Genomic DNA, 22,690 nt, shown 5'->3' on the forward strand with positions numbered 1-22,690 from the left:
TCAAAGTAATATAGTATAATGAAAAAAAGGAAATATGGCAAAATAACGGCAACGTTATGACGCAAAGCTATAGGGTCTTATGGAGACAGCCAGTTGCAACTTAAAAGATATAAAAATCTTTCAAGTTGCATTTTTTTTAATCAAAATAAAAAGTTTAGGAGGATATTATGAAAAAATTATTATTATTATTTGGAATTATGTCTAGCTTATTAATGGGAGAGAATGAAAAATCTGTAGATGTACAAGTTACAGCAAGGGTAATAAAACCTATTGAAGTTGTAAATAAAAAGGATGTAGAATTTGGAACTATTGTAGTTGGACAAGAGAATGTAAAAGCAAAGTCAAATGGTTCTATAACTTTTTCTGGAGAGGAAAAAATAAGAGTAAGTTGGAAAGCTGAAGATGGTCACGGATTTAATAAGATAAATGATCCGATAGTGGTTACTATAGCTAATGGAGAAAATGAGATTAAGACACTAATATCAACTGAAGAAGTTTCAAATGGAGTTTTAAACTTAAATGGTACTCAAGAAACAATAGTGTTTAGTGGAAAAATAGATAAAGTACCAGAAGTGGCTCCAGGTAGTTATTCTGGAAACTTCACAGTAAGAGCAGAGTATATAGATTAATAAAAAAGAGAAATAGAGGGAGGATTGAGTTGCGAGTGAAAAGATTAGTATTTTATTTTTTCCTAATAACTAGTATAGTTTTTGGGGGAGAAGGGTTAAAGGTAGGATATCCTTTAAATCTTACAGATATGTATTTTTACAAAGATTTAGAAAGTATTGCCTATAAAGGAATTTATAGTGATTTATTAAAGGATTTTAATAAAGATGGTAAATATGATTTTGAGTATCAAGGTGGAAATGAAACAGGAGATTTAGTTTTAAGAGTAACACAAACTGAAGAAAATGGGAATTATAACTATATAGTTACTCCATTTAGTTATAGAGCGGTTGTGTTAGTAAATATGGATAGTATGTTTACTAAGGTAGATGATTTATATGGACTAACAGTAGGATATATAAAAAATCAAAGAGGAATAGAAGCGATTGAAGGTAGAAATAAAGGAGTAGAGTTTTATAAGACTTCTTTTGAAAATGAAAATCAAGCAATATTAGCTTTAAAAAATAAAAAAGTAGATGCTATTGTTTTAAAAGATTGGAATGAAAGTAATCCATTAGAAAAGAATTTTAGAGTAATTAGTACTGTACTTACAAAGGAACAAATTGGAGTTAATAAAACAAAAGTTGATTTATATGAAAGTCTAAAAAAATATTTTGAAACTTTAAATGATACGACTCTTAACGAGATTGTTGATAAAAATAGAATAGCTTTTTATACATACCTTTTAAAAGATACTCCAGATTATAGTTTTATAAAGGAGAAATATAAGAGTTTAAAAATATCTTTACCAAAAGATAAATATTATTTACCAATTTACTATGAAGAAAATGGAATATATAAAGGGTTATTATTTAATATCTTAGATGATATAGAAAAAATAGTAGGAATACCTTTTGAAGTTATAGCTGATAGAGAAAAAGCTGATATAAGAGGATTATATATAAGTAAGGAAACAGATGCAAATCTTGTAGCTACAAAACCTTACTATAAAACTGACATAGCTGTTGCAAGTACAAAAAAATCTTATTTGATGACAGAGATAAGCGATTTGGATAACTCAAAAGTTATAGTAGTTGAAAATCAAACTGTAGGAAAGTATGTAGAAGATAGAACTGAGGGAGTAACTTTGGTGACAGCTCCTACAATTCAAGAGGGAGTAAATAAACTAATTGCTGGAGAGGGAGAATACATAGTTTCATATAGTAACCCTTTAAGAGGGGTAATTTTAAATACCTTTGTTGATAAAAAGGTGGGAATTATAGGGAGAATTAATGAAAAATTTGGTATCTCTATGGGAGTAAAAGCAGATGATGAAGCACTATTTAATATAATTAATACAATATTAAATAGTTATTCAGTAGAAGAAACAACATTAGAAACAAATAGAACAGCTCAAGTAATAATAAAAACAGACTATTCTATGGCTGCTAAAATTGGAATTCCATTAGCAATTATAGCTCTTATATTAGCAATAGCTTTAAGAAAGGCTGTAATTAATAAAAGAAAAGCAGAGAAAATAGGTAATACTTTATTAGAAACAATGGTAAAGGTAAATCAATTAAAACAAACAGAGTCAGGATTACATGCTAAAAGAATATCTCTTCATGCTGAAGTTTTAGGAGAGAAGTTAGGATTATCAAAAGATTTAATAGATGGAATGAAACAATATGCAATAATCCATGATATTGGAAAAGTTATTGTTCCAGCTGATATCTTAAATAAGAGTGGAAAGTTAACTCCAGAAGAGTTTGAAGTAATGAAAAAACACTCAGAGTTTGGATATGAGATTATAAAAGAACTTGAATTAGGTAAGATAGCAGAAAATGTAGCTAGATATCACCATGAAAAATGGAATGGAAAGGGATATCCATTAGGATTAAAAGGAGAAGAGATTCCATTAGAGGGAAGAGTAATAGGTATTTTAGATGTATATGATAGTATGAGAGAGGATAAAGTATATAAAAAAGGATTATCTCATCAAGAAGCGATTGAAATTATTAAAAATGAGAGAGGGGTAAGTTTTGATCCAAAAATAGTAAAAGTGTTTTTAGAAAATGAAAAACTATTTGAAGATATCTATAACAAAACTTCTGGAAAAATAGATCTAGTAGAAGAGTACTATAGAATAATGAAATAAATGCAATAGGCAAAAAGAAGGTGAAGACTTGAAAAATAAATTTTTGATTTTCTTATTTCTTGTTTGTTCTTCAATAGGTGTTTTGGGGGAAAATATTGGAAATATAAAAGAAGAGTTTTTTATAACAGAATATACAGAAGAAAGCTCAACTGAAAATCTAAAAATAGAACAGGAATTGATGATACAGACTGTAGATCCTGTGAAATTAGCAGATAGTTATTCAAGAAGAGTAACAGGCTTAATTTATGATACTCTTTTTGTAAATAGTAATGGAGAGATTGTTCCAAATTTAGTTGAAAGATATAATTGGCAAGAGGAAAATAAATTATTTATAAAACTTAAATCAGGAATAAGATTTCATGATGGAAGTGAGCTTACTTCTAAAGATATTGAGAATTCGTTAATGAGATTAAAGAAAGAGGGTACAGTATCAGAGATGTACAACTCTATTCTAGGAATAGAGATAGTAGATAAGTATAGTTTTATAATTAATTTAAATATAAGAGATGGATTATTATTAAATGCTTTATCAAACTCTTTTTCAAGTATTGTAAAAGTGGATAATGGTAAATTTTATGGAACAGGACCATATTCAATAGAAGTTTTTAATGAAGGTGTTTTAAAATTAAAGAATTTTGATAAATGCTTTGATAGAAATGAAAATATGTATAAAGAGATAGAGATAAGATGGGATCTAAATCCTAATCAAAGAATCATAAAGTATACGAATGATATTAACAATTTTGTTTTTGATTTGTATAAAGAGGATATAGAGAAGGCAGAGGATTATGATTTACTAAGTGATGAAGCAGTAGTAGAGAAAAGTCCAATTTATGATACTTTAGGATTGATGTTTGGAAAAAAATATACTATAGATGAGAGAGTAGCTATAGAGAGAGCTATATATCAAAATGTAGATGGTTTTTTCCCAGAAGATTTAGTTGAAGCAGAGCTTTCTAAGATTGATAAAAATTATAATTTAAATGAAGCTAAAAAATTAATTAGTGAAGTAGGTTTAAAATCTAAGAAAATAGATATAATGGTCTTAAATACTGAACATAATATGAAAATTGCAAATTATGTTAAGAAAAATTTAGAAGACGCTGGAATGAAAGTAACTTTACTTCCTCATGGAATGATATCTTTTTATCAAAAACTTTATGCTAGAGATTATGATACTGCAATATACAATATAAATATTAGTACAGTTTATCCAATATTAAGTTTGGAAAAAATACTGATCTATGATATAGGGGATAAGGAAACAGCGAATGCTTTACTTCCTTTTATTGAATTGATGAGAAAAGAAAAAAATCCTGAGAAAGTAAAAAAAATATTTGATAAGGTTTTATCTTTGGTTAATAAGAATATGTTATATATTCCTATTGAACATAAGGAAACTTTCCAAATAGCTGAAGAAGAGAATATGAAAAGATTTCATAAGATAGTAGGATATTAATCAGATAAAAGGGGGAGAAGGGAAATGAAAAGATTATATTGTATAATACTAAGCTTGATATTATTTTCTTTTTCTTATGGAGACAATGAGTATACAGCTTATATAAAAAGAGTTAACTCAATTGGTACTTTTATAGGAGATACAGCACAAGGTGTAGAGTATAATTTTGATATATGTATTGAACCAAGAAATAATGGAAATGCTTTAGAAGACGATTATTTTATTAAAGAAGATAAAGCAGAGAATAGCAAAATAATTATGACTCTAGATAAGATACAATTGCTTGAAGGAAGACCAAAATATTACTTTCCTATTAACAGTGATAATAAGTTAGATGAGATGAAATTGAAAGTGACTGGAAGAATAAATTTAAAAAATGGAATTGAGAATCTAGTTGGTACAGAGAGAATAAAAATTGGTGATATACAAGAAAAAAATCATAAAAGAGGAGTTTATTTAACATTTGACTATAGTATACTAAAAAAAGAGGATACAGTAAGTTTAAGAGTTGTAAGAGATATGGACTTAGGAGTAGCTGTAGCTGGATATCCATTAAGAAGTAGTAAACCAGCTATTGTAGAGATAAAAGGAATAAAAAGTAATGGAGCAAGAGTAGAAGTAGAAAAAGAAGTAGCAATCATAAATGAAGCTAAGAAAAGCTCTTTAAATGTAATGCTTGACGTAGAAAATTATAAAGCACGTCAAACTAGTGATAAATCAGTTATAGAGTTAAAACCAACAAATGATTCTGTAGAGATAAAAATAAATGGATATAGTAAAACAGAAAAAAATACGCCATCTGGAGTATATAAAGGAGCTTTTAAAGTGAGAGTGATTTACTGATGTGGAGACTAAAAAATAAGTTATCAATCATAGGGATAATTGTTTTTTTATTAGGAACTCAGACAGTGTATACTAAAAATCCAGAGAAAGATATCGAGGATGTATATTTAGAGATAAGAGCTGAAAGATTAAATGATGATTTCTATATGATAAAGTATGATAATAGTAAAAATGAAGCATATATAGGGTTAAAATCATTTTTCTTCTTTTTACAATTATTTAGTTTAGATGTAAATACTCAAAACTATACAGTTAGTGGAATGATAAACGGAAAAGATATATCTACAAGATTTACTCAAGATGAAGCCTTTGTAGATGAAAATGATGAGTTATATGTAAAAAGTAAAGCATTAATTGAAAAAATGGATTTTGAGTATCTAACTTTAGACATGGAAACTTTAGTCTTAGATGTAAATCCTAATTTCGTATTACCTTATGAAGAGAAAGAGCAAGGAAGAGTAGAGAGACTTAGATTAGAGGAAAGAAAAGTACTTGAGGGAGAGCAATTTGATTTAGAGATGAAAAGAAAATTGATTTCTCCAGGGATATTGAAGTTAAAGTATGACTTAAATGATGTAAAAAATAGTGATGATTATAACTTTAGTTATGAGTATGGTTCACAACTTCTATATGGTGAACTTTATGTATCTGGAGATATAAAGCCTGAAAGTGAATTAAATGAGATCAATTTAAAATATACTGATATTATAGAAGATAATGATTTAACAATAGGATATTTAGATACTACTTTTCCTAGTTTTGCAAGTTTAGAGTCAGATTTAATAGGGATAAGTTTGGATAACTACGATACATATTCACAAACAGAGAATGGAATAACAGTAATTAGAGGAGAAGCAGATGATGCGGATTCGATAGAGTTATATAGAAATGGAATGTTAGTAGATTACTTAACTTCTCCACCAAGAAATTTTGAATTTAGATTGGCAGATGGAAGTACTAATGCAAGATATTTATTAAAAATATATTATAAAAATGGTGGAATAGAGGAGAGATATGTATATTCTTTAAATGATATGGATGCTCTTGCAAAAGGAAAATGGAAGCCAGTTATTCAAATAGGAAAAACAAAAGAAAAAGGAGATTTTCAAGCATTAGTTAAGAGTTACTATGGGGTAACAGATAAGTTTACTCTAGGAGCAGGATATCTGAATTTAATTAACTCAGATGGAAGAAACTTGAAAATGATAGAGAATGACTTTATCTATAATACAAGACATCTGAATTATCCAACTTTAATTAACTTTACGAATTATTATGAAGTAGATAAGAATGAAGAGAGTTATAATTTAAGTATTAGTCAAAATATAAATGATTATGAACTAAAATTTACAGAGGAAAAGTATTCACCATTTGTTGTAGGAGAAGAGGGAACAAAAAAATATGATTCGTTATCTTTGTACAAACCTTTTGAATATAATTCATATGAAATAGGAGTGTCTAAAACTACAGAGTTAATGAGATCCTTTAATACAAATGAGAGCATAGAAAATACTACAAAAGATATTTATGGTGCTTTCTATACATCCTATTTTAATCCATGGTCATTTTCTTTTAGAGTAACTAGAACTTTAAGTGGAGACTATAAATATATAACTTATGAACCAAGTATCTCTTATTCGGGTTGGGCACTTATAGTTTTAGATGCAGAAATAACAAAGTATGATGATTATAGTAAATATTTTGAATCATATGGATTAAGAGCAGATAAAAGAAGAGTAGAGATATTGAAAGATAGATTGTATATGGATCTAGGTTTAGAAGCAAAATTTGTAAAGGGAGTTACTTCAGGAAATAAAGATAGCTTTGTTTATGGAATTACATTCAGTATGGATTTAGAAGATTATATCAATATAGATGTAAATAGTGATATAGAGGTTGCAGATAATGGAAAAAGTACTTCTACTACTGGTTTAACAGTAACTAAAGCAATAAATTTAGCAACTCCTTTAGCAAAAATGGATAATGATATATCTGTTAATAACTATACAATTCAAGGAAAAGTTTTCTTAGATAGAAATGGAAATGGAGTATATGATAAGAAAATAGATGTTCCTTTAGAAGGTGTTGGAGTTTTAATAAATAACCAAGAATTTTTAACAGATAAGTATGGAAACTATCTAGGAGATAATTCAATTATAGACGAGATAATAACACTAGATGTAAATAGAAAAACAATAGATCCTATGTATAAAAATTCTAAGGGAACTATAAGAATAAAAGCACGTAACTCTAACTCTTTAAAGGTAGATATTCCGATCGAAGTAGTATCAATGCTAACTGGAAATATTTGGAATACAGAAGACTTTACAGAGAGAGAGTTTACTCAAAATATTGTTATGTCAAGTATTCAATTAGAAAAAGATGGAAAGGTTTATAAAGAGATAGACCCAGAGTTTGATGGATTATTCTTCTTTGACGATATTCCTCCTGGAAAATATAATATGAAATTTATTTATTTAGGACAGGAAAATGTTAAGTTTTCACCTGAAAATATAGAGGTAAATGTAAAATTACAAGATCCAGATGAAGGAGAGTATTTTGAAGGTTTAGATACTAAGATGGTAAGAGAAGAAGAGGTAGAAAATACAGAGGATATTAATAATTATTAAAAAGGAGTAATAACATTGAAGAATTCAAATTTAGTGAAAATTTTTATGATTATGTTTCTATTTACCTGTTCTTATGCTGAAGTAAACAGAGTTGCAAAACTTAGTGATAAAACAGTAAAAAATAATGTAGTATATCTGAAAGGGGAGAAAACTCCCTTTTCGGGTAAAATACAAGATGGGGGAATAGAGCAAGAGTACAGAAATGGAATTAAAAATGGAATATTTAAAGGAAAAATTCAAATAGATGGAAAAGATTACCTATATGAAGGAAAATATGTTGAGGGGATCAAGGACGGAATTTGGACTTTAAAATATTTAAATGGCAAAAAAAGAGCTGTAGTTGAGTATAGTTATGATAAGCCAGTAAATAAATGGAAATACTACTATGAAAATGGACAATTAGAAAGTGAAGAAACTTTTGATAAGAGTGGAGTACTTTCAGGAGAGGTTGCAGTTTATGATGAAGAGAGAAATGTGTTGAAAAAAGCCAATTATTTGAATGGTTTTTTACAAGGAGAAGTAGTTTTTTATGAAAGTAAAGGGGTACTAGATACAGTAGCAAATTTTGATAAAGGAAAACTTAATGGAAAAGTAGAAGTTTTTTCGATAAATAGTTTACAATTAGAGGGAAATTATAAAGACAATAAAAGGGTATCAGTATGGAAACTTTATTATACAAGTGGTGATTTAAAGGTTACTGTTCCATATAGAAATGGATTAAAATCTGGAAAGTCTATTGTATATGATAGAGCAGGAGGAATAGTTCAAGTAAACTATTATAAAGATAACAATGAAGTTACAGCAGATGGAAAATTAATAAGAGAAGCAAAACCATTTAAGGATGGAATAGTAGAAAAATTTAAAAAGTTTAATGCTAATCTAAATAGCTTAAAGGTCAATAAAGCTTTATCAGAAGTTTAGTGGAGGAAATAATGAAAAAAATAATACTTATATTTATCTTAGCAATATTCTCAACATTGAGCTATTCACTGAACTTCTCGATAGCTCCTACAAAATTTGAAGTAGATTTAAATAAAAGAGAGACACAAGAAGCTTTTATAATTAATAATACTTCTTCTCCTCTAAGAATAGAGGTATATTTAGATACACTTGAGGGATATGAAGAAAAAAATTTAAACTCTAATATAGTAATTTTCCCTAAAAAAGTATCAGTGAGACCAGGGGGAAAACAGACAGTAAGATTTAGAGTTAAAGATACAGAGAACCTAAAAGATGGAGAATACAGAAGTTTATTAGTATTTAAAGAGATTCCAAAGGATGTAAAAACTACAGGAACTAATAAAAGTGATGAGATAATTACTGAATTTTCATTTATAACTGAATTAGCGGTTAGAATAATAGGAGTAAAAGGAGAGAAGTAATGAAGAAGATATTAAAAATATGCTCACTTCTATTTACTATTTCAACTCTATCTTTAGCCCTTGAAAGCTATGTAAGTACTACAGATGAAGAGGTTGAAGCAAGATTAAAGATAAGTGCTACAGTTGTTGAGGATGTAAGTGTAGAAACTCAAAGTGTTGAATTTGGAAGTGTAGTATCGGGAGTAGAGAGAAGTAATCCCAAAGTGGATGGGAAGATAAACATTACAGGAGAGATTGGAAGAGGGGTAACTATTGCAATTAACCACAATGGAAATAGAATAGATATGGCAGATAATAGCAAACAGGTAGAATTGAAAAATTCTAAAGATGAGAAATTAGAAGGAATAAGTTATTATCCAGAGTTTTCTAGTGGTATAGAGAAAAAGAAGATAACAGGAAATAAATTTATATTAAATGGTAGAACGGCTACTATGAATGTCGGTGGAAAATTAGTAGTTCCAAAAACAATAAATACAGGAAACTATACTACTAATATGGCAATAAGAGTTTACTATAATTAAGAGAATAGAAGGAGAGACACATGAAAAAGTTAACAGCGAGTTTATTGTTTTTTATTTTAGGTGTTATGTCATACTCTTTAAACTTTACTGTTTATCCAACAAGATTTGAGGTAGATAGTAAGAAAGTAACTACTGAAGAGATGACAATTGTAAATAATACAAATGGTCCACTGAGAGTAGAGATATATCCAGAGGGGGATATAGAGTTTGGAGAAGAGTATAATTTGAATTCAAATATTAAACTTTTCCCTAAGGCTGTAGCAGTAAAACCAGGAGGTAAGCAAGCTGTAAGATTTAGAGTAAAACCTGACACAAAAATGAAAGATGGAGAGTACAGAAGTTATATTACATTTAAAGAGATACCTTATGATATAAAATCTACAGCTAGTGAGGAAAAGAAGGAAGCTGAAGGGGTAACAACAGGAATTAACTTTATAACAGAGATATCAATACCAGTGTTTAGTATAGGAGAGAATAAGATAGTAAAGGGAGAGATGTCGAACTTTAAGTATCATTATGATGGCAAAGATATGGCATTTTCTTTTGATACAAAGTCTGAAGGGAATACTGCTGTAATCTATAAATATAGCTTAAAAATAGATGGAGAGGAGCCTTTAGAGGGAATACTTGGTTATAGCAAAAGAGATGGAGAAGGAAAGTTAGAAATAAGTATGGAACTTAAAGAGGGATTAAAAGGAAAGAGTGGAACATTGAGAATTTATGACCAAGTTAATAAAGAGTATTTTAACCAAAAAATAAAATTATAAAAAATAAAAAAAAGCTTGCAAAAATAAAAAAACAGGTGTACAATTAGAATATAAAGAAAGAAAAATATTTGGCAAAACAGTGGAAACGCTGTGACGCAAAGCTATAGGGCCTTCTAAAATGGCAGCCAGTTGCAGGATAATTTAATTAAATTATCCTTTTTTTATTAAAAAATTTTAGGAGGGATTTATATGAAAAAATTATTATTATTAGCAGGAATCTTAGTAGTTGGAGTAGCATCTTTTGCAGGAGAAGCTGATTGGAGTAGCAATTCAGTAGAAAAAAAATTACAAGTAACAGCAACAGTTGTAAAAAATCTAGAAATAGATACACAGGATGTTAAATTTGGTGAAGTGGCAGCAGGAATGAAAGGAATAGCACCTAAACAAAATGGGAAAATAGAAATAAAAGGTGAGGCTGGAGCAACAGTAAAAGTTATGTTGAAAGATGAAGGTGGGAATGAAGTTAAAAAAGGAACTGTAGTAAGATTATGGGGACCTACTTCATCTAATACTAAAGAAAATATTGATTATCATCCAGAATTTTCTACTAAAGATTATGGATTAGTTGATAATGGTGGTTATGGTTGGAAAGATATAGATGTAAAAGGAAAATTAGATGTACCAGAAAATGCTACTCCAGGTGAATATAGTGCTGTTTTAACAGCTCGTGTTTCTTATGTAAAATTTGCTGATAAATAATTTAATAAAAGCATAATTAGAGATTATTATATACCCTAGTGGGAAACTACTAGGGTATTTTTTATAGAGGGAGAGAAATGAGAAAATTAGGATTATTATTAGGAACATTAGTACTAGGAGTATTAGCTTCAGCTAAGGAAATAGAGCAAGCTCCACCAGAGATATTAGTAGAAGAACCAGTAAAGGTTATAGAAAAAGAGATAATAGTATATAGAGACAGGGAAGTAGATAATAGCTTTAGACCTAATGGTGAGTTAAATCTTGAGTATAGATATTATGGAGATACAGAGAGACAAAATAAAAATAGTTGGAATGGGTATAATAATAATTATTCAAGAACTCAATTAGAGGGAATTATAAATACAACTGAGAGTCAAAAGTTAGAGTTTAGAATAAGAGATTATAACAATTTAAATGAAGATGAGATAGATAGACCTAATTATACAGAGACAAGGTTAAGATACTACTTTGATCATGGGGTATTGTCAGAAAGCAAAATTAATTTTACTTCAAGAGTACACTATATGAAAAATGGGAATGATAACCATGATAAACAAGAGATAGAGTATCAAGCAAGATTTAATTTTGTAGATTACCTATTTAGCAATGAATATGTAAAACCTGTAGATCTAACAATAGCTCCATATTATAGATATACTTGGAATCAAAATAATAGTTCAGACTATGACAATGAGTTAGGGCTTTATTTTAACTTTCAATATGATTTACCATTTGGTTTTGGTACTCAACTAGAAGTAGATACATTTGGATTTCATTTTTATGGAAATGATAAATATGGAAATGTAATTGATGAAGATGGCAAATATAGTGATAAAAATACAGATTTAGCTGTAAAATTTTATATTACTCAAAATACTATACTATATAGTAACGAGAACTTAGTGTTAGATTTTTTTGTTGAAGCTGGATATGACCCATATACATGGACAGCGAAACATGAGAAGGAAACTGATGCTACTACTTACTCTTTAAAAGCAGATCCACAGTTGAGATTATTTTATAATGTAACTCTAGAGTATCAAATTTATACTTTAATTGGAGCAGAGTATAGAAATTGGGATATAACTACAGAATCCACAGCTAAAAATTGGAGATGGCAACCATTTATGGCTTTAGGATTTAATATGGTATTTTAAAAAATGGAAGTATGTGCTGGTAGAGTCAGCTATCAGCACTTTTTTTATTGCTAAAAACTATGCTCTTTGTTATACTTATAGTATATAGATATATAGAATAAAAGGGGTTATTTAGTTATGAGAAACAAATTTTTTGATATGAAAATAATGATAATAGGGATATTATTTACTATATTAATAGTTATCTTTCAAATATATAAACATAGAATAACAGAAGAGAATCAAATTAAAAATGTAGGGATAATTTTAACTAATAAAATAAAGGTTAAGATGGAAGTTTTGGAGGATGTAACAGAGTATTTGAAAGAATTTACTATAATAAGAAAGGGAAATTTATCACAAGAGGATTTTTATAAAATTTCCAAATATTTATATTCACTTTATAAAGATAATGAAATTATGGGGATATTTTATTTAAAAGGTGGAAAAGTTGAATATATATATCCATTGAAAAGAAATGTAGGGACATTAGGTTTAGATATTTTTAAGGCTGAAGATAGGAAAGAAGATGCTTATTTAGCAATGGAGAAAAAACAAGCAGTAGTATCTGGACCATATGATTTATACCAAGGTGGTAGAGGATTAATTATAAGAAATCCGATTTTTATGGAAGAAGAGGATGGTAGTGATAAATTTATTGGATTTAGTGTTGTTATTGCAAAATTTCCAGATTTTATAGATAGTATTGACTTAAATGAGGTTTCAGATTATAACTATAAAATAACTACATTTTCAAATGGAGAGGAAAAATTAATTGCTAAAAGTAAAGGTGAGATGACATTACCTAGAGTATTTACTGTAAACATTTTTAATAATAAGTGGAAAATAGCCTTAGAACCAATTAATTTTCTGGGGAAATTAGATGGAGTTTTGGTTGTATTTGTGAGTTTGATTATTTTGACTCTAATACTATCAAATCTTTCACATAGATATAAAGAAAATCGTATGTTACTTGAAGAGCTAGAATTAGAAAAGGAGTTATTTGAAGTAGCTTTAGAAAATAGTAATATGGTTATCTTTACATATGATGATGAAACTGGAAAAATAATTTTTAGAAATAAAAGATATTTTATAGAGGAATATAGTAATTATACAGAGATATACCCTGAAATGTTAGAGGGAAGTCTAATTATAGAAGAGGGAAAAGAAAAACTTATAGAGATATTCTCGGCGATAAAAGGTGGAAGAAAGAGTGCTTCTTGCATAGTTAAAAAGAAAAATGAAAAATATAGATATATTTGGGAAAAAATAACACTGCTAAATCCCTTTGTTGATAAATATGGTATGAGAAAAATAATTGGAGTAGTTGAAAATATAACTGATTCTAAAGAAAAAGAGTTAAAGTTAGAAAGAGAAAGACATTATAAGAATGCCTTGAATGAAGGTTCTGTATTTTATTTAGAGGGAAATATTACAGCAAATAGCATACTGTTATTAAATGTTGAAAATTTTGAAGAGAATAAAATAGAGTATGAGAGTTTCATAAAAAAATATATAAAAAATAATATTTATGAAGATGACCAAAAATGGCTAGAGAAAGCTTTAAGTATAGAAGGATGTAAAAAAAAATATTTTGAATATGGGAGTAAAGCTTTTACAGTAGAGTATCGTTGTCTTCATGAAGAAAGATATATTTGGGTAAGAGCAAATATTTATTTTACAGCGACTCCTAAAAATGATGAGTTGAATATTGTAATAGTAGTTAGAGATATAGATGAAGAGAAAAAAAGGGAGATGTCTTTAATAAATCAAGCAGAAAGAGATATGTTGACAGGATTATACAATAGAAGTGCTATAAAAAATAGAATAAATGATTTTTTCTCTCATGATGTAAGAAGTGGAGCATTCTTTATTTTAGATTTAGATAATTTCAAAAGTATAAATGATAACTATGGTCATCAATATGGAGATATTGTTTTAAAAGATACAGCAAAAATTTTAGTAAATAGTTTTAGAGAAGAGGATTTAGTAGCTAGATTAGGTGGAGATGAGTTTGTTGTTTTTATGAAGGATATTAAAAGTAGTGAAATTGCAGAAAGAAAAGCAAAATTATTAACTACCGCTTTGAAAAGAGTTTATAAAGAGCAAGGAAAAAAAATAGAGATAAGTGCTTCAATAGGAGTAGTAGTAACTTTCAATAGTAAGAAAGATTTTGAAACTCTTTATTTAGCTGCAGATGACTTAATGTATGATATAAAAAGAGAAAAGAAAGACGGATATAAGTTGGTTGTAAATTTTTAAGGAAAGTTGGTGGAATAGATGATAGATGAAAAAGTTATCCATGATATTTTGCAAGAGGCTGATATAGGAATATGGACAATAGAAATTGATAATAATAAATTACCAAGAATGTTTGCAAATGATACTATGTTAAGTTTAATAGAAGCAAATAAAAATGATACCCCAGAAGCTGTTTATAGAAAATGGTTTGAAAATATAGAGGAAGAGGATTATAAAAGAGTAAATCAAACTGTAGAAGAGATAGTTAAAGTTGGTAAAGCTGAAATAAGTTATTCTTGGAAAAGTCCTAAAAGGGGAAAAACATATGTAAGATGTGGAGGAACATTAGATTCTAAATATTTAGATGGAATTAGAATTTCAGGGTATCATCAGGATATTACTGAACTTACTTTAGCTAAAAAAGAAAAAGAATGGTTAGAGAAATTAAACATTGATATAACAAACTCCTTAGGAATACTTTATGATGGAATATATCGTATTGATTTAGAGAAAAGAGATATTAGTATATTAAAATCTATTTTTTCTAAAAAGAAAATAGAAAAAAAATTAAGTTATGAAGAGTTTTTAGAAATATTGGAAAAGCATTTTGAAGGTGAGGAGATAGAACAACTAAAGGATGATTTTTTAATAAAGAATTTGAAGAAAATTTTAACTCAAAAAGAGAGTGTAAAGATAAGAGAGATAAAGAATAAAAATAATTGGTATGAGTATACAATATTTTTTAAAAAAGAGAGTGAAGAAAATAGATACTTAATAATAACATTAAAAGATATAACTGATAGAAAAAGTAAAGAGGAAGAGAATACAAGAAATTTGAAAGAAGCTTATGAGGCAGCTAAGCAAGCTAACATATCAAAAACTAGTTTTTTATCAAGAATGTCTCATGATATAAGAACTCCAATAAATGCCATAATAGGAATGGTAGGAATAGCTAAAAGAAATTTAGAAGATAGAGATAAAGTAGACGGATGTTTAACAAAGATTTTAAAGGCAAGTAATATTTTGTTGGAGTTAATAAATCAAGTTCTAGATATGAGTAAAATAGAGAATGAAAATTATATAGAAAAAATAGAAACTTTTAATTTAAAAAATCTAACAAATGAATTAAGTCAAATTTATTGTGAATTGGCTAAGAAGAAAAAGCAAGATTATAGTTTAAGATATGAAAACTTAAAAAATGAGTATGTAAAATCGAATATTGTATCTTTGCAGAGGATTTTTACTAATGTTGTTTCAAATGCAATAAAATATACACCAAAAGGTGGTAAAATAGAAATAGTAGTAAGAGAATTAAAAAATGAAAAAGAGGATAGGAAAAGCTATCAGTTAGAAGTTAAAGATAATGGAATAGGAATATCAAAGGAATTTTTAAAAAAAATTTACGAACCTTTTAGTAGAGAAAAAAGTTCAGAAATAGGAACAGGATTAGGAATGTCTATAGTGCATAACTTAGTTTCAATACTAAATGGAAATATAGAAATAGATAGTGAGTTAGGTAAAGGAACAACCGTATATGTGACTTTAGAGCTTGAAATAGAGAGAAAAAAAGAAGAAAAAAGAGAAGAGATAGAAGCTGAAGAAGAGAGATTGGAAGAGCTGAACCTTAAAGGTAAAAAAATATTACTCGTAGAGGATAATGAGTTAAATTGTGAGATTGCTTATGAGCTTTTAAGTCTTACAGGAGCAGAAGTAAAAATAGCAGAAAACGGTACAAAAGCAGTAGAAATTTTTAAAAATTCTAAAATAGGAGAGTTTGATATTATATTTATGGATATTCAAATGCCTATAATGGATGGTTATATGGCTACTAAAAATATAAGAGAGCTTGATAGAGAAGATGCAAGGAGTATAGTAATAGTTGCTATGTCAGCAAATGCTTTTTCAGATGATATTCAAAAAGCAAGATATTATGGTATGAATGATCATATTCCAAAACCTATCGATATAAAAAAAATAATTAATATTTTAAAAGCAATATAGATAAAATATATAGAGTAGGACTTTTACAATTTAGAAGAGGTAAAGGTCCTTATTTTTTATAAAAAATAAAAAAAAACTTGACAAAAAGAAAAAAATATTATATATTTACATTATAAGAATTAGCACTCTTAATAAACGAGTGCTAACAAAAAGGTGGTAAAAATGTCTATAACAGAGAGAGAAAAACTCGTATTAAACGCTATAGTAAACTATTACCTCAATTTTGGTGATACTATAGGTTCTAGGACATTGGTAAAAAAATATGGTATTGATCTTTCCTCAGCAACTATTAGAAATGTAATGGCTGATTTAGAAGATATGGGATTTATAGCAAAAACTCATACCTCTTCTGGAAGAATTCCTACTGATAAGGGATATAAATACTATCTTGATGAACTTTTAAAAATAGAGAAACTTACGAAACAGGAGAAAGAAAATATTGAACTTTCTTATGAGAATCGTGTAAATGAATTGGATATGTTATTACAACATACATCTTCACTTCTTTCAAAGTTGACTACATATGCTGGAATAGCAATGGGGCCAGCTATAATAATAGAGAAGGTAAAAAAAGTTGAGTTAGTACATATAGATGATTATATGATAATAAGTATAATCGTTTTAGAAAATAGAACTGTAAAAACTAAAAAGGTAATACTGACAAATCCAATAACTAAAGATGAGTTAGCTGAGCTTACTGAAGAGATAAATGAGAGATTGAAAGTTGAAGATTTAAGTTCAACAGAGATTGAAAATTTTATATTAGGTAAGAAGAAAATTATTCCTAAGGTAGCACAGCATTATGAGGATGATGGGAAGCTATTTATTAATAATGTACCAAGTATATTTAGAGATAAAAATGTAAATGAAGTTTCAGAAGCATTGGAACTATTTAATCAAAGAAAAGATATCAGAGGAATATTTGAGCATATAATAAATACAAGAAATACTACAAATGGAAGAGTAGAGGTAGTATTTGGAGATGAGCTAGGAATAAAGGAACTAGAGGATTATAGCTTTGTATATTCAACATATAGCATTGGAGATTCACAAGGGGTAATCGGAGTAATAGGACCTAAGAGAATGGCTTATTCGAAGACAATGGGACTTATAAAATATGTAACTCAAGAGGTAAATAAGGTAATAAATCAAAATCAGATTGAGAGAAAGGATGAAATTGATGAAAGATAAAATAAAAGAGATGTTTGGAAAAAAAGAAGAAGATAAAAAAGAGTGTGGATGTGGACCTGAATGTGAGTGCTCTTGTAAAGATGAGAAAGTAGAAGAGCCAAAGCAAGAGGATATATTAGCACAAAAAGATGAAGAAATAGGAAAATTAAAGGCTGAAGTAGAGGATTGGAAACAATCATACTTAAGAAAGCAAGCTGAATTCCAAAACTTTACAAAGAGAAAAGAAAAAGAGATGGAAGAACTTAGAAAGTTTGCTTCTGAAAAGATAATAACTAAACTTTTAGATGGACTAGATAACTTAGAGAGAGCTATAGCAGCTTCATCAGCAACTAAAGACTTTGATGGACTAGTAAAAGGAGTAGATATGATACTAGGACAATTAAAAGGAATTATGGAATCTGAGGGAGTAGAGGCTATAAAGTCAGAAGGAAAGTATGACCCTATGTATCATCATGCCGTAATGGTAGAGGATAACCCAGAGTTTGAAGATGATCACATTGTATTAGAGTTACAAAAAGGATATACAATGAAGGGAAAAGTAATCAGACCATCAATGGTTAAAGTTTGTAAAAAAGGATAATCAAATCATAGTAAATAAAGTTTTAATATAGATAGAGTATTTTAGGAGGTTTTAAAATGAGTAAAATAATTGGTATTGACTTAGGAACAACAAACTCTTGTGTAGCAATAATGGAAGGAGGTAACGTAACAGTTATCCCTAACTCTGAAGGAGCAAGAACTACTCCATCAGTAGTAAACATAAAAGAAAATGGAGAGATCATAGTAGGGGAGATAGCAAAAAGACAAGCTATAACAAATCCAAACTCAACAGTAAGTTCAATCAAAACTCACATGGGTTCTGACTATAAAGTGGAAATATTTGGAAAAAAATACACTCCACAAGAAATTTCTGCTATGATACTTAAAAAACTTAAAAAAGATGCTGAAGCTTACTTAGGAGAAGAAATCAAAGAAGCAGTAATCACTGTACCAGCTTACTTTACAGATTCTCAAAGACAAGCAACTAAAGACGCTGGAGCAATAGCTGGATTAGATGTAAAAAGAATCATTAACGAACCAACTGCAGCAGCACTAGCTTATGGACTTGAAAAGAAAAAAGAGGAAAAAGTTCTAGTATTTGACCTTGGAGGAGGAACTTTTGACGTATCTGTACTTGAAATAGCTGATGGAGTAATCGAAGTTATAGCAACTGCAGGAAACAACCACTTAGGAGGAGACGACTTTGACGCGGCTATCATCAACTGGTTAACTTCAGAATTCAAGAAAGAAACAGGAATAGATTTATCAAATGATAAAATGGCATACCAAAGATTAAAAGATGCAGCTGAAAAAGCTAAAAAAGAGTTATCATCAATGATGGAAACTTCAATATCTTTACCATTCATCACTATGGATGCTACAGGACCTAAACACTTAGAGATGAAATTAACAAGAGCTAAGTTTAATGATTTAACAAGACACTTAGTAGAAGCAACTCAAGGACCTACAAAAACAGCTTTAGCAGATGCTAAATTAAATCCATCTGAAATAGATGAAGTATTATTAGTAGGAGGATCTACAAGAATACCAGCTGTTCAAGAGTGGGTAGAATCATTCTTCGGTAAAAAACCAAATAAAGGAATCAACCCAGATGAAGTAGTTGCAGCAGGAGCGGCTATTCAAGGTGGAGTATTAATGGGAGACGTTAAAGACGTATTATTACTAGATGTAACTCCATTATCATTAGGAATTGAAACTCTTGGAGGAGTATTCACTAAGATGATAGAGAAAAATACAACTATCCCAGTTAAGAAATCTCAAGTGTTCTCAACAGCAGTAGATAACCAACCAGCTGTTACAATCAATGTATTACAAGGAGAAAGAGCGAAAGCTTCTGACAACCATAAATTAGGAGAATTCAACTTAGAAGGAATTCCAGCAGCTCCTAGAGGAGTACCTCAAATCGAAGTAACATTTGATATCGACGCAAACGGAATCGTACACGTATCAGCAAAAGATTTAGGAACTGGAAAACAAAATACAGTAACTATTTCTGGATCAACTAACCTATCTAAAGAAGATATCGAAAGAATGACTAAAGAAGCTGAAGCTAATGAAGCTGAAGATAGAAAATTCAAAGAATTAGTTGAAACAAGAAATAAAGCAGATATGTTAATCTCTTCTACTGAAAAATCATTAAAAGAGTATGGAGATAAAGCTTCTGAGCAAGAGAAAAAAGATATCGAAGCGGCTATAGAAGAGCTTAAAAAAGTAAAAGATGGAGAAGATAAGGAAGCTATAGACAAAGCTATGGAACACCTATCTCAAGTAGCTCACAAATTTGCTGAAGAGATCTATAAAGAAGCTCAAGCTAAGGCACAAGCTGGACAACAAGCAGGAGCTCAAGAAAATAAAAAAGCAGATGACGATGTAGCTGAAGCTGAAGTAGTAGACTAATATAGATAAAAAGTTCTAATGAAAGTATAGAAGGGGAGAAGGGGTTATACCCCTCTTCCCTTATCTTATAATTATAAGGGAGAATGGAATATGGAGATAAGATTAAATAATGGTTTATTAGAAGTTAGATTAGAAAGTTTTGGTGCAGAATTAGTAGGGCTTAAAGATTTAAAAAATGGTAGAGAGTATATGTGGCAAAAGGATCCAAGATTCTGGGCTAAATGTTCTCCTATACTATTTCCTTTTGTTGGAGCTTTGAAAGAAAACAGATATTTTTATGAAGGAAAAGAGTATCAAGTAAAAACAAGACATGGATTTGCAAGAGATTATGAGTTTAAAGTAAATCATCAAGATGAAAAAAGTGTTGAGTTTCTATTTGAAAGTAATGATGAAACACTAAAAATTTATCCTTTTAATTTTAAACTTTATTTAAAATATATCCTAGAGGGAAAAAAGCTTAAGATGGAGTATAGAGTTGAAAATTTAGGAGATAAAAAGATGTATTTCTCTTTAGGAGCACACCCAGCATTTGCACTACCAGTAGGTAATGGGATAGACTATTCTGATTACTATATAGAGTTTGAAAAAGAGGAGAGTGGAGAGATAAAAATAGTAAATAATGCACTAATTGACTCTCAAAAAACAGAAAAAGCTTTTGATGGTAAAAAAATAGTTTTAACAAAAGAGAGATTCAAAAATGATGCTTTGATAATAGAGAATCCTAACTCTTCAAAAGTAAATATTAAAAATGATAAAACTAACTACAATGTAAGTTTTACATATAAAGGATTTACGTATATGGCTTTCTGGAATATGGTAGGAGCTGAGTATGTTTGTTTAGAGCCTTGGTGTGGAATATCTGATTATGATAATTGTAGTGGTAATATAGAAGAAAAAAAAGGTATTGAAGTAATTGGTGTTGGAGAAAAATTTATAAGAAATATAGATATAGAAATTCTATAAATTTAAAATCTATGATATAATTAAAAAAGAGTGTAAAATTATTGTTGAAGGAGAGAGAATATTAAATGGCAGATAAAAGAGATTACTATGAAGTCCTAGGAATATCTAAAGGAGCTTCAGAAGATGAAATAAAAAAAGCATATAGAAAAGCAGCCATGAAATACCACCCTGATAAGTTCAGTAATGCAAGTGAAAAAGAGAAAAAAGAAGCTGAAGAAAAATTTAAAGAGGTAAATGAAGCTTATCAAGTTTTATCAGATGCACAAAAGAAAGCTCAATATGATCAGTTTGGACATGCAGCATTTGAGCAAGGAGCTGGAGGATTCGGTGGTGGATTTGGTGGCTTTGGTGGAGCTGGAGGATTTGAAGATATATTCAGTTCATTCTTCGGTGGAGGAGGTTCTGGATTTGGAGGATTCGGTGGTGGATTTGGAGGTTCATCAAGAAGAAGTTATGTAGAGCCAGGAAGAGACTTAAGATACCAAGTTGAGATAACACTTGAAGAGGTAGCAACAGGAGTAGAAAAAACTCTGAAATATAAGAGAAATGGAAAGTGTAAAAGTTGTGATGGAACAGGTGCAGAATCTGGAAGTGCAATGAAAACTTGTCCAAAATGTAATGGAAGAGGTTATGTAGAGGTAACTCAAAGAACAATCTTAGGTAATATGGTAAGTCAAATGGAATGTGATGAGTGCCATGGAAAAGGAAAAGTACCTGAGAAAAAATGTAAATCTTGTGGTGGAACTGGAATAGCAAAAGAGACAGTTGAAAAGAAAGTAAGAATACCAGCGGGAATAGAGAATGGACAAAAATTAAGACTTGATGGTATGGGAGAAGCTAGTGAATCTGGTGGACCAAATGGAGATTTATATGTGATAGTAAAAGTTAAAGACCATGCAATCTTTGAAAGAGATGAAATGGATATTATGTGTGAAATCCCTATTAAATTTACAACAGCTGCTCTAGGTGGAGAGGTAGAAGTACCTACTTTAAAAGGTAAGAAAATAATAAAAATACCAGCAGGAACTCAAACAGGTAAGAGCTTTAGAATGAGAGGAGAGGGATTACCAGCATTGAGAGGATCTATGGTAGGAGATGAAATTGTAAAAGTTGTTGTAGAAACTCCAATAGATTTAAATGAAAAACAAAGAGAATTACTAAGAGCCTTTGAAGATAGCTTAAAAGATAAAAACTATACGAAGCATAAAACATGGTTAGATAAAGTAAAAGCATTTTTTAAATAGTTTGAAAAATAAAAGTTTTTATGCTATACTAAAGAGAAGAAAAATTTGGTTAGAGGGGGATAATAATGGAACAATTACTAGGTAAATATGGTGGAATGATACTTACTTTTGCTATATGGATAGCAGTATTCTATTTTCTATTAATATTACCAAATAAAAAGAAACAAAAGAAACAACAAGAGATGTTAGACTCTATAAAAGAAGGATCTGAGATTATTACTGTTGGAGGAATAAAGGGAACAGTAGTAGCAGTATTAGGAGATTATGTAGAAGTAAGAGTAGATAAAGGTGTAAAAATAACTTTTAGAAAAACTGCTATATCAACAGTATTACAATAATAATTAAAGAAATTTTAAGGAGGGTTTAAGGGACAATTCCCTACCCTCTTTTTT

General features: G+C 29.1%; 19 protein-coding genes and 2 riboswitches. All 19 genes read left to right on the forward strand.

The features are described 5' to 3' along the window. Positions 1-26 precede the first annotated feature (26 nt). Positions 27-101, forward strand: a riboswitch (cyclic di-GMP riboswitch). 66 nt (positions 102-167) lie between these two features. Further along, complete coding sequence (locus tag IAA47_09270; protein ID MBU3843150.1) at positions 168-629, forward strand: hypothetical protein; 462 nt, start codon at positions 168-170, stop codon at positions 627-629. 35 nt (positions 630-664) lie between these two features. Next, positions 665-2,764: a transporter substrate-binding domain-containing protein gene (locus tag IAA47_09275; protein ID MBU3843151.1), complete on the forward strand. Its 2,100-nt coding sequence runs from the start codon at positions 665-667 to the stop codon at positions 2,762-2,764. A gap of 28 nt (positions 2,765-2,792) precedes the next feature. Continuing rightward, positions 2,793-4,223 carry an ABC transporter substrate-binding protein gene (locus tag IAA47_09280; protein MBU3843152.1) on the forward strand — a complete coding sequence of 477 codons (1,431 nt, stop codon included), beginning with the start codon at positions 2,793-2,795 and terminating at the stop codon, positions 4,221-4,223. 24 nt (positions 4,224-4,247) lie between these two features. Next, the gene (locus IAA47_09285) at positions 4,248-5,066 is read left to right on the forward strand and encodes a hypothetical protein (GenBank protein MBU3843153.1); all 819 of its coding nucleotides are present in this window, start codon (positions 4,248-4,250) and stop codon (positions 5,064-5,066) included. Next, positions 5,066-7,696 carry a hypothetical protein gene (locus tag IAA47_09290; protein ID MBU3843154.1) on the forward strand — a complete coding sequence of 877 codons (2,631 nt, stop codon included), beginning with the start codon at positions 5,066-5,068 and terminating at the stop codon, positions 7,694-7,696. Before IAA47_09285 ends, IAA47_09290 begins: the two co-directional genes overlap by 1 nt. A 15-nt stretch (positions 7,697-7,711) precedes the next feature. Next, entirely contained in the window at positions 7,712-8,617 is a 906-nt protein-coding gene (locus tag IAA47_09295; protein MBU3843155.1) for a toxin-antitoxin system YwqK family antitoxin, read from the forward strand. Positions 8,618-8,628: 11 nt separating this feature from the next. Continuing rightward, positions 8,629-9,078 carry a fimbria/pilus periplasmic chaperone gene (locus IAA47_09300; GenBank protein ID MBU3843156.1) on the forward strand — a complete coding sequence of 150 codons (450 nt, stop codon included), beginning with the start codon at positions 8,629-8,631 and terminating at the stop codon, positions 9,076-9,078. Next, the gene (locus tag IAA47_09305; protein MBU3843157.1) at positions 9,078-9,599 is read left to right on the forward strand and encodes a DUF4402 domain-containing protein; all 522 of its coding nucleotides are present in this window, start codon (positions 9,078-9,080) and stop codon (positions 9,597-9,599) included. The genes IAA47_09300 and IAA47_09305 overlap by 1 nt, the downstream gene beginning before the upstream one ends. Positions 9,600-9,619: 20 nt before the next feature. Next, the gene (locus tag IAA47_09310) at positions 9,620-10,366 is read left to right on the forward strand and encodes a fimbria/pilus periplasmic chaperone (GenBank protein MBU3843158.1); all 747 of its coding nucleotides are present in this window, start codon (positions 9,620-9,622) and stop codon (positions 10,364-10,366) included. 60 nt (positions 10,367-10,426) lie between these two features. Continuing rightward, positions 10,427-10,503: riboswitch (cyclic di-GMP riboswitch) on the forward strand. A 52-nt stretch (positions 10,504-10,555) separates the two neighbouring features. Next, entirely contained in the window at positions 10,556-11,065 is a 510-nt protein-coding gene (locus IAA47_09315; GenBank protein MBU3843159.1) for a hypothetical protein, read from the forward strand. 77 nt (positions 11,066-11,142) lie between these two features. Further along, a complete protein-coding gene (locus IAA47_09320; GenBank protein MBU3843160.1) occupies positions 11,143-12,222 on the forward strand; it encodes a hypothetical protein in 1,080 nt (359 codons plus the stop codon). 117 nt (positions 12,223-12,339) lie between these two features. Next, the gene (locus tag IAA47_09325; GenBank protein ID MBU3843161.1) at positions 12,340-14,463 is read left to right on the forward strand and encodes a sensor domain-containing diguanylate cyclase; all 2,124 of its coding nucleotides are present in this window, start codon (positions 12,340-12,342) and stop codon (positions 14,461-14,463) included. Positions 14,464-14,481: 18 nt separating this feature from the next. Continuing rightward, positions 14,482-16,443 carry a response regulator gene (locus tag IAA47_09330; GenBank protein MBU3843162.1) on the forward strand — a complete coding sequence of 654 codons (1,962 nt, stop codon included), beginning with the start codon at positions 14,482-14,484 and terminating at the stop codon, positions 16,441-16,443. 162 nt (positions 16,444-16,605) lie between these two features. Then, a complete protein-coding gene (gene hrcA / locus IAA47_09335) occupies positions 16,606-17,634 on the forward strand; it encodes a heat-inducible transcriptional repressor HrcA (GenBank protein ID MBU3843163.1) in 1,029 nt (342 codons plus the stop codon). Further along, entirely contained in the window at positions 17,624-18,214 is a 591-nt protein-coding gene (gene grpE, locus IAA47_09340) for a nucleotide exchange factor GrpE (protein ID MBU3843164.1), read from the forward strand. Before hrcA ends, grpE begins: the two co-directional genes overlap by 11 nt. A 56-nt stretch (positions 18,215-18,270) precedes the next feature. Beyond that, complete coding sequence (gene dnaK / locus IAA47_09345) at positions 18,271-20,091, forward strand: molecular chaperone DnaK (GenBank protein MBU3843165.1); 1,821 nt, start codon at positions 18,271-18,273, stop codon at positions 20,089-20,091. A 90-nt stretch (positions 20,092-20,181) separates the two neighbouring features. Continuing rightward, on the forward strand, positions 20,182-21,054 hold the full coding sequence (locus IAA47_09350; GenBank protein ID MBU3843166.1) for an aldose 1-epimerase family protein: 873 nt from the start codon (positions 20,182-20,184) through the stop codon (positions 21,052-21,054). Between the two features lie 65 nt (positions 21,055-21,119). Further along, entirely contained in the window at positions 21,120-22,298 is a 1,179-nt protein-coding gene (gene dnaJ, locus IAA47_09355) for a molecular chaperone DnaJ (protein MBU3843167.1), read from the forward strand. 65 nt (positions 22,299-22,363) lie between these two features. Continuing rightward, positions 22,364-22,636 carry a preprotein translocase subunit YajC gene (gene yajC / locus IAA47_09360; GenBank protein MBU3843168.1) on the forward strand — a complete coding sequence of 91 codons (273 nt, stop codon included), beginning with the start codon at positions 22,364-22,366 and terminating at the stop codon, positions 22,634-22,636. Positions 22,637-22,690: the final 54 nt, after the last annotated feature.

It is taken from the genome of Candidatus Fusobacterium pullicola (assembly GCA_018883725.1).
GTDB lineage: Bacteria > Fusobacteriota > Fusobacteriia > Fusobacteriales > Fusobacteriaceae > Fusobacterium_A > Fusobacterium_A pullicola.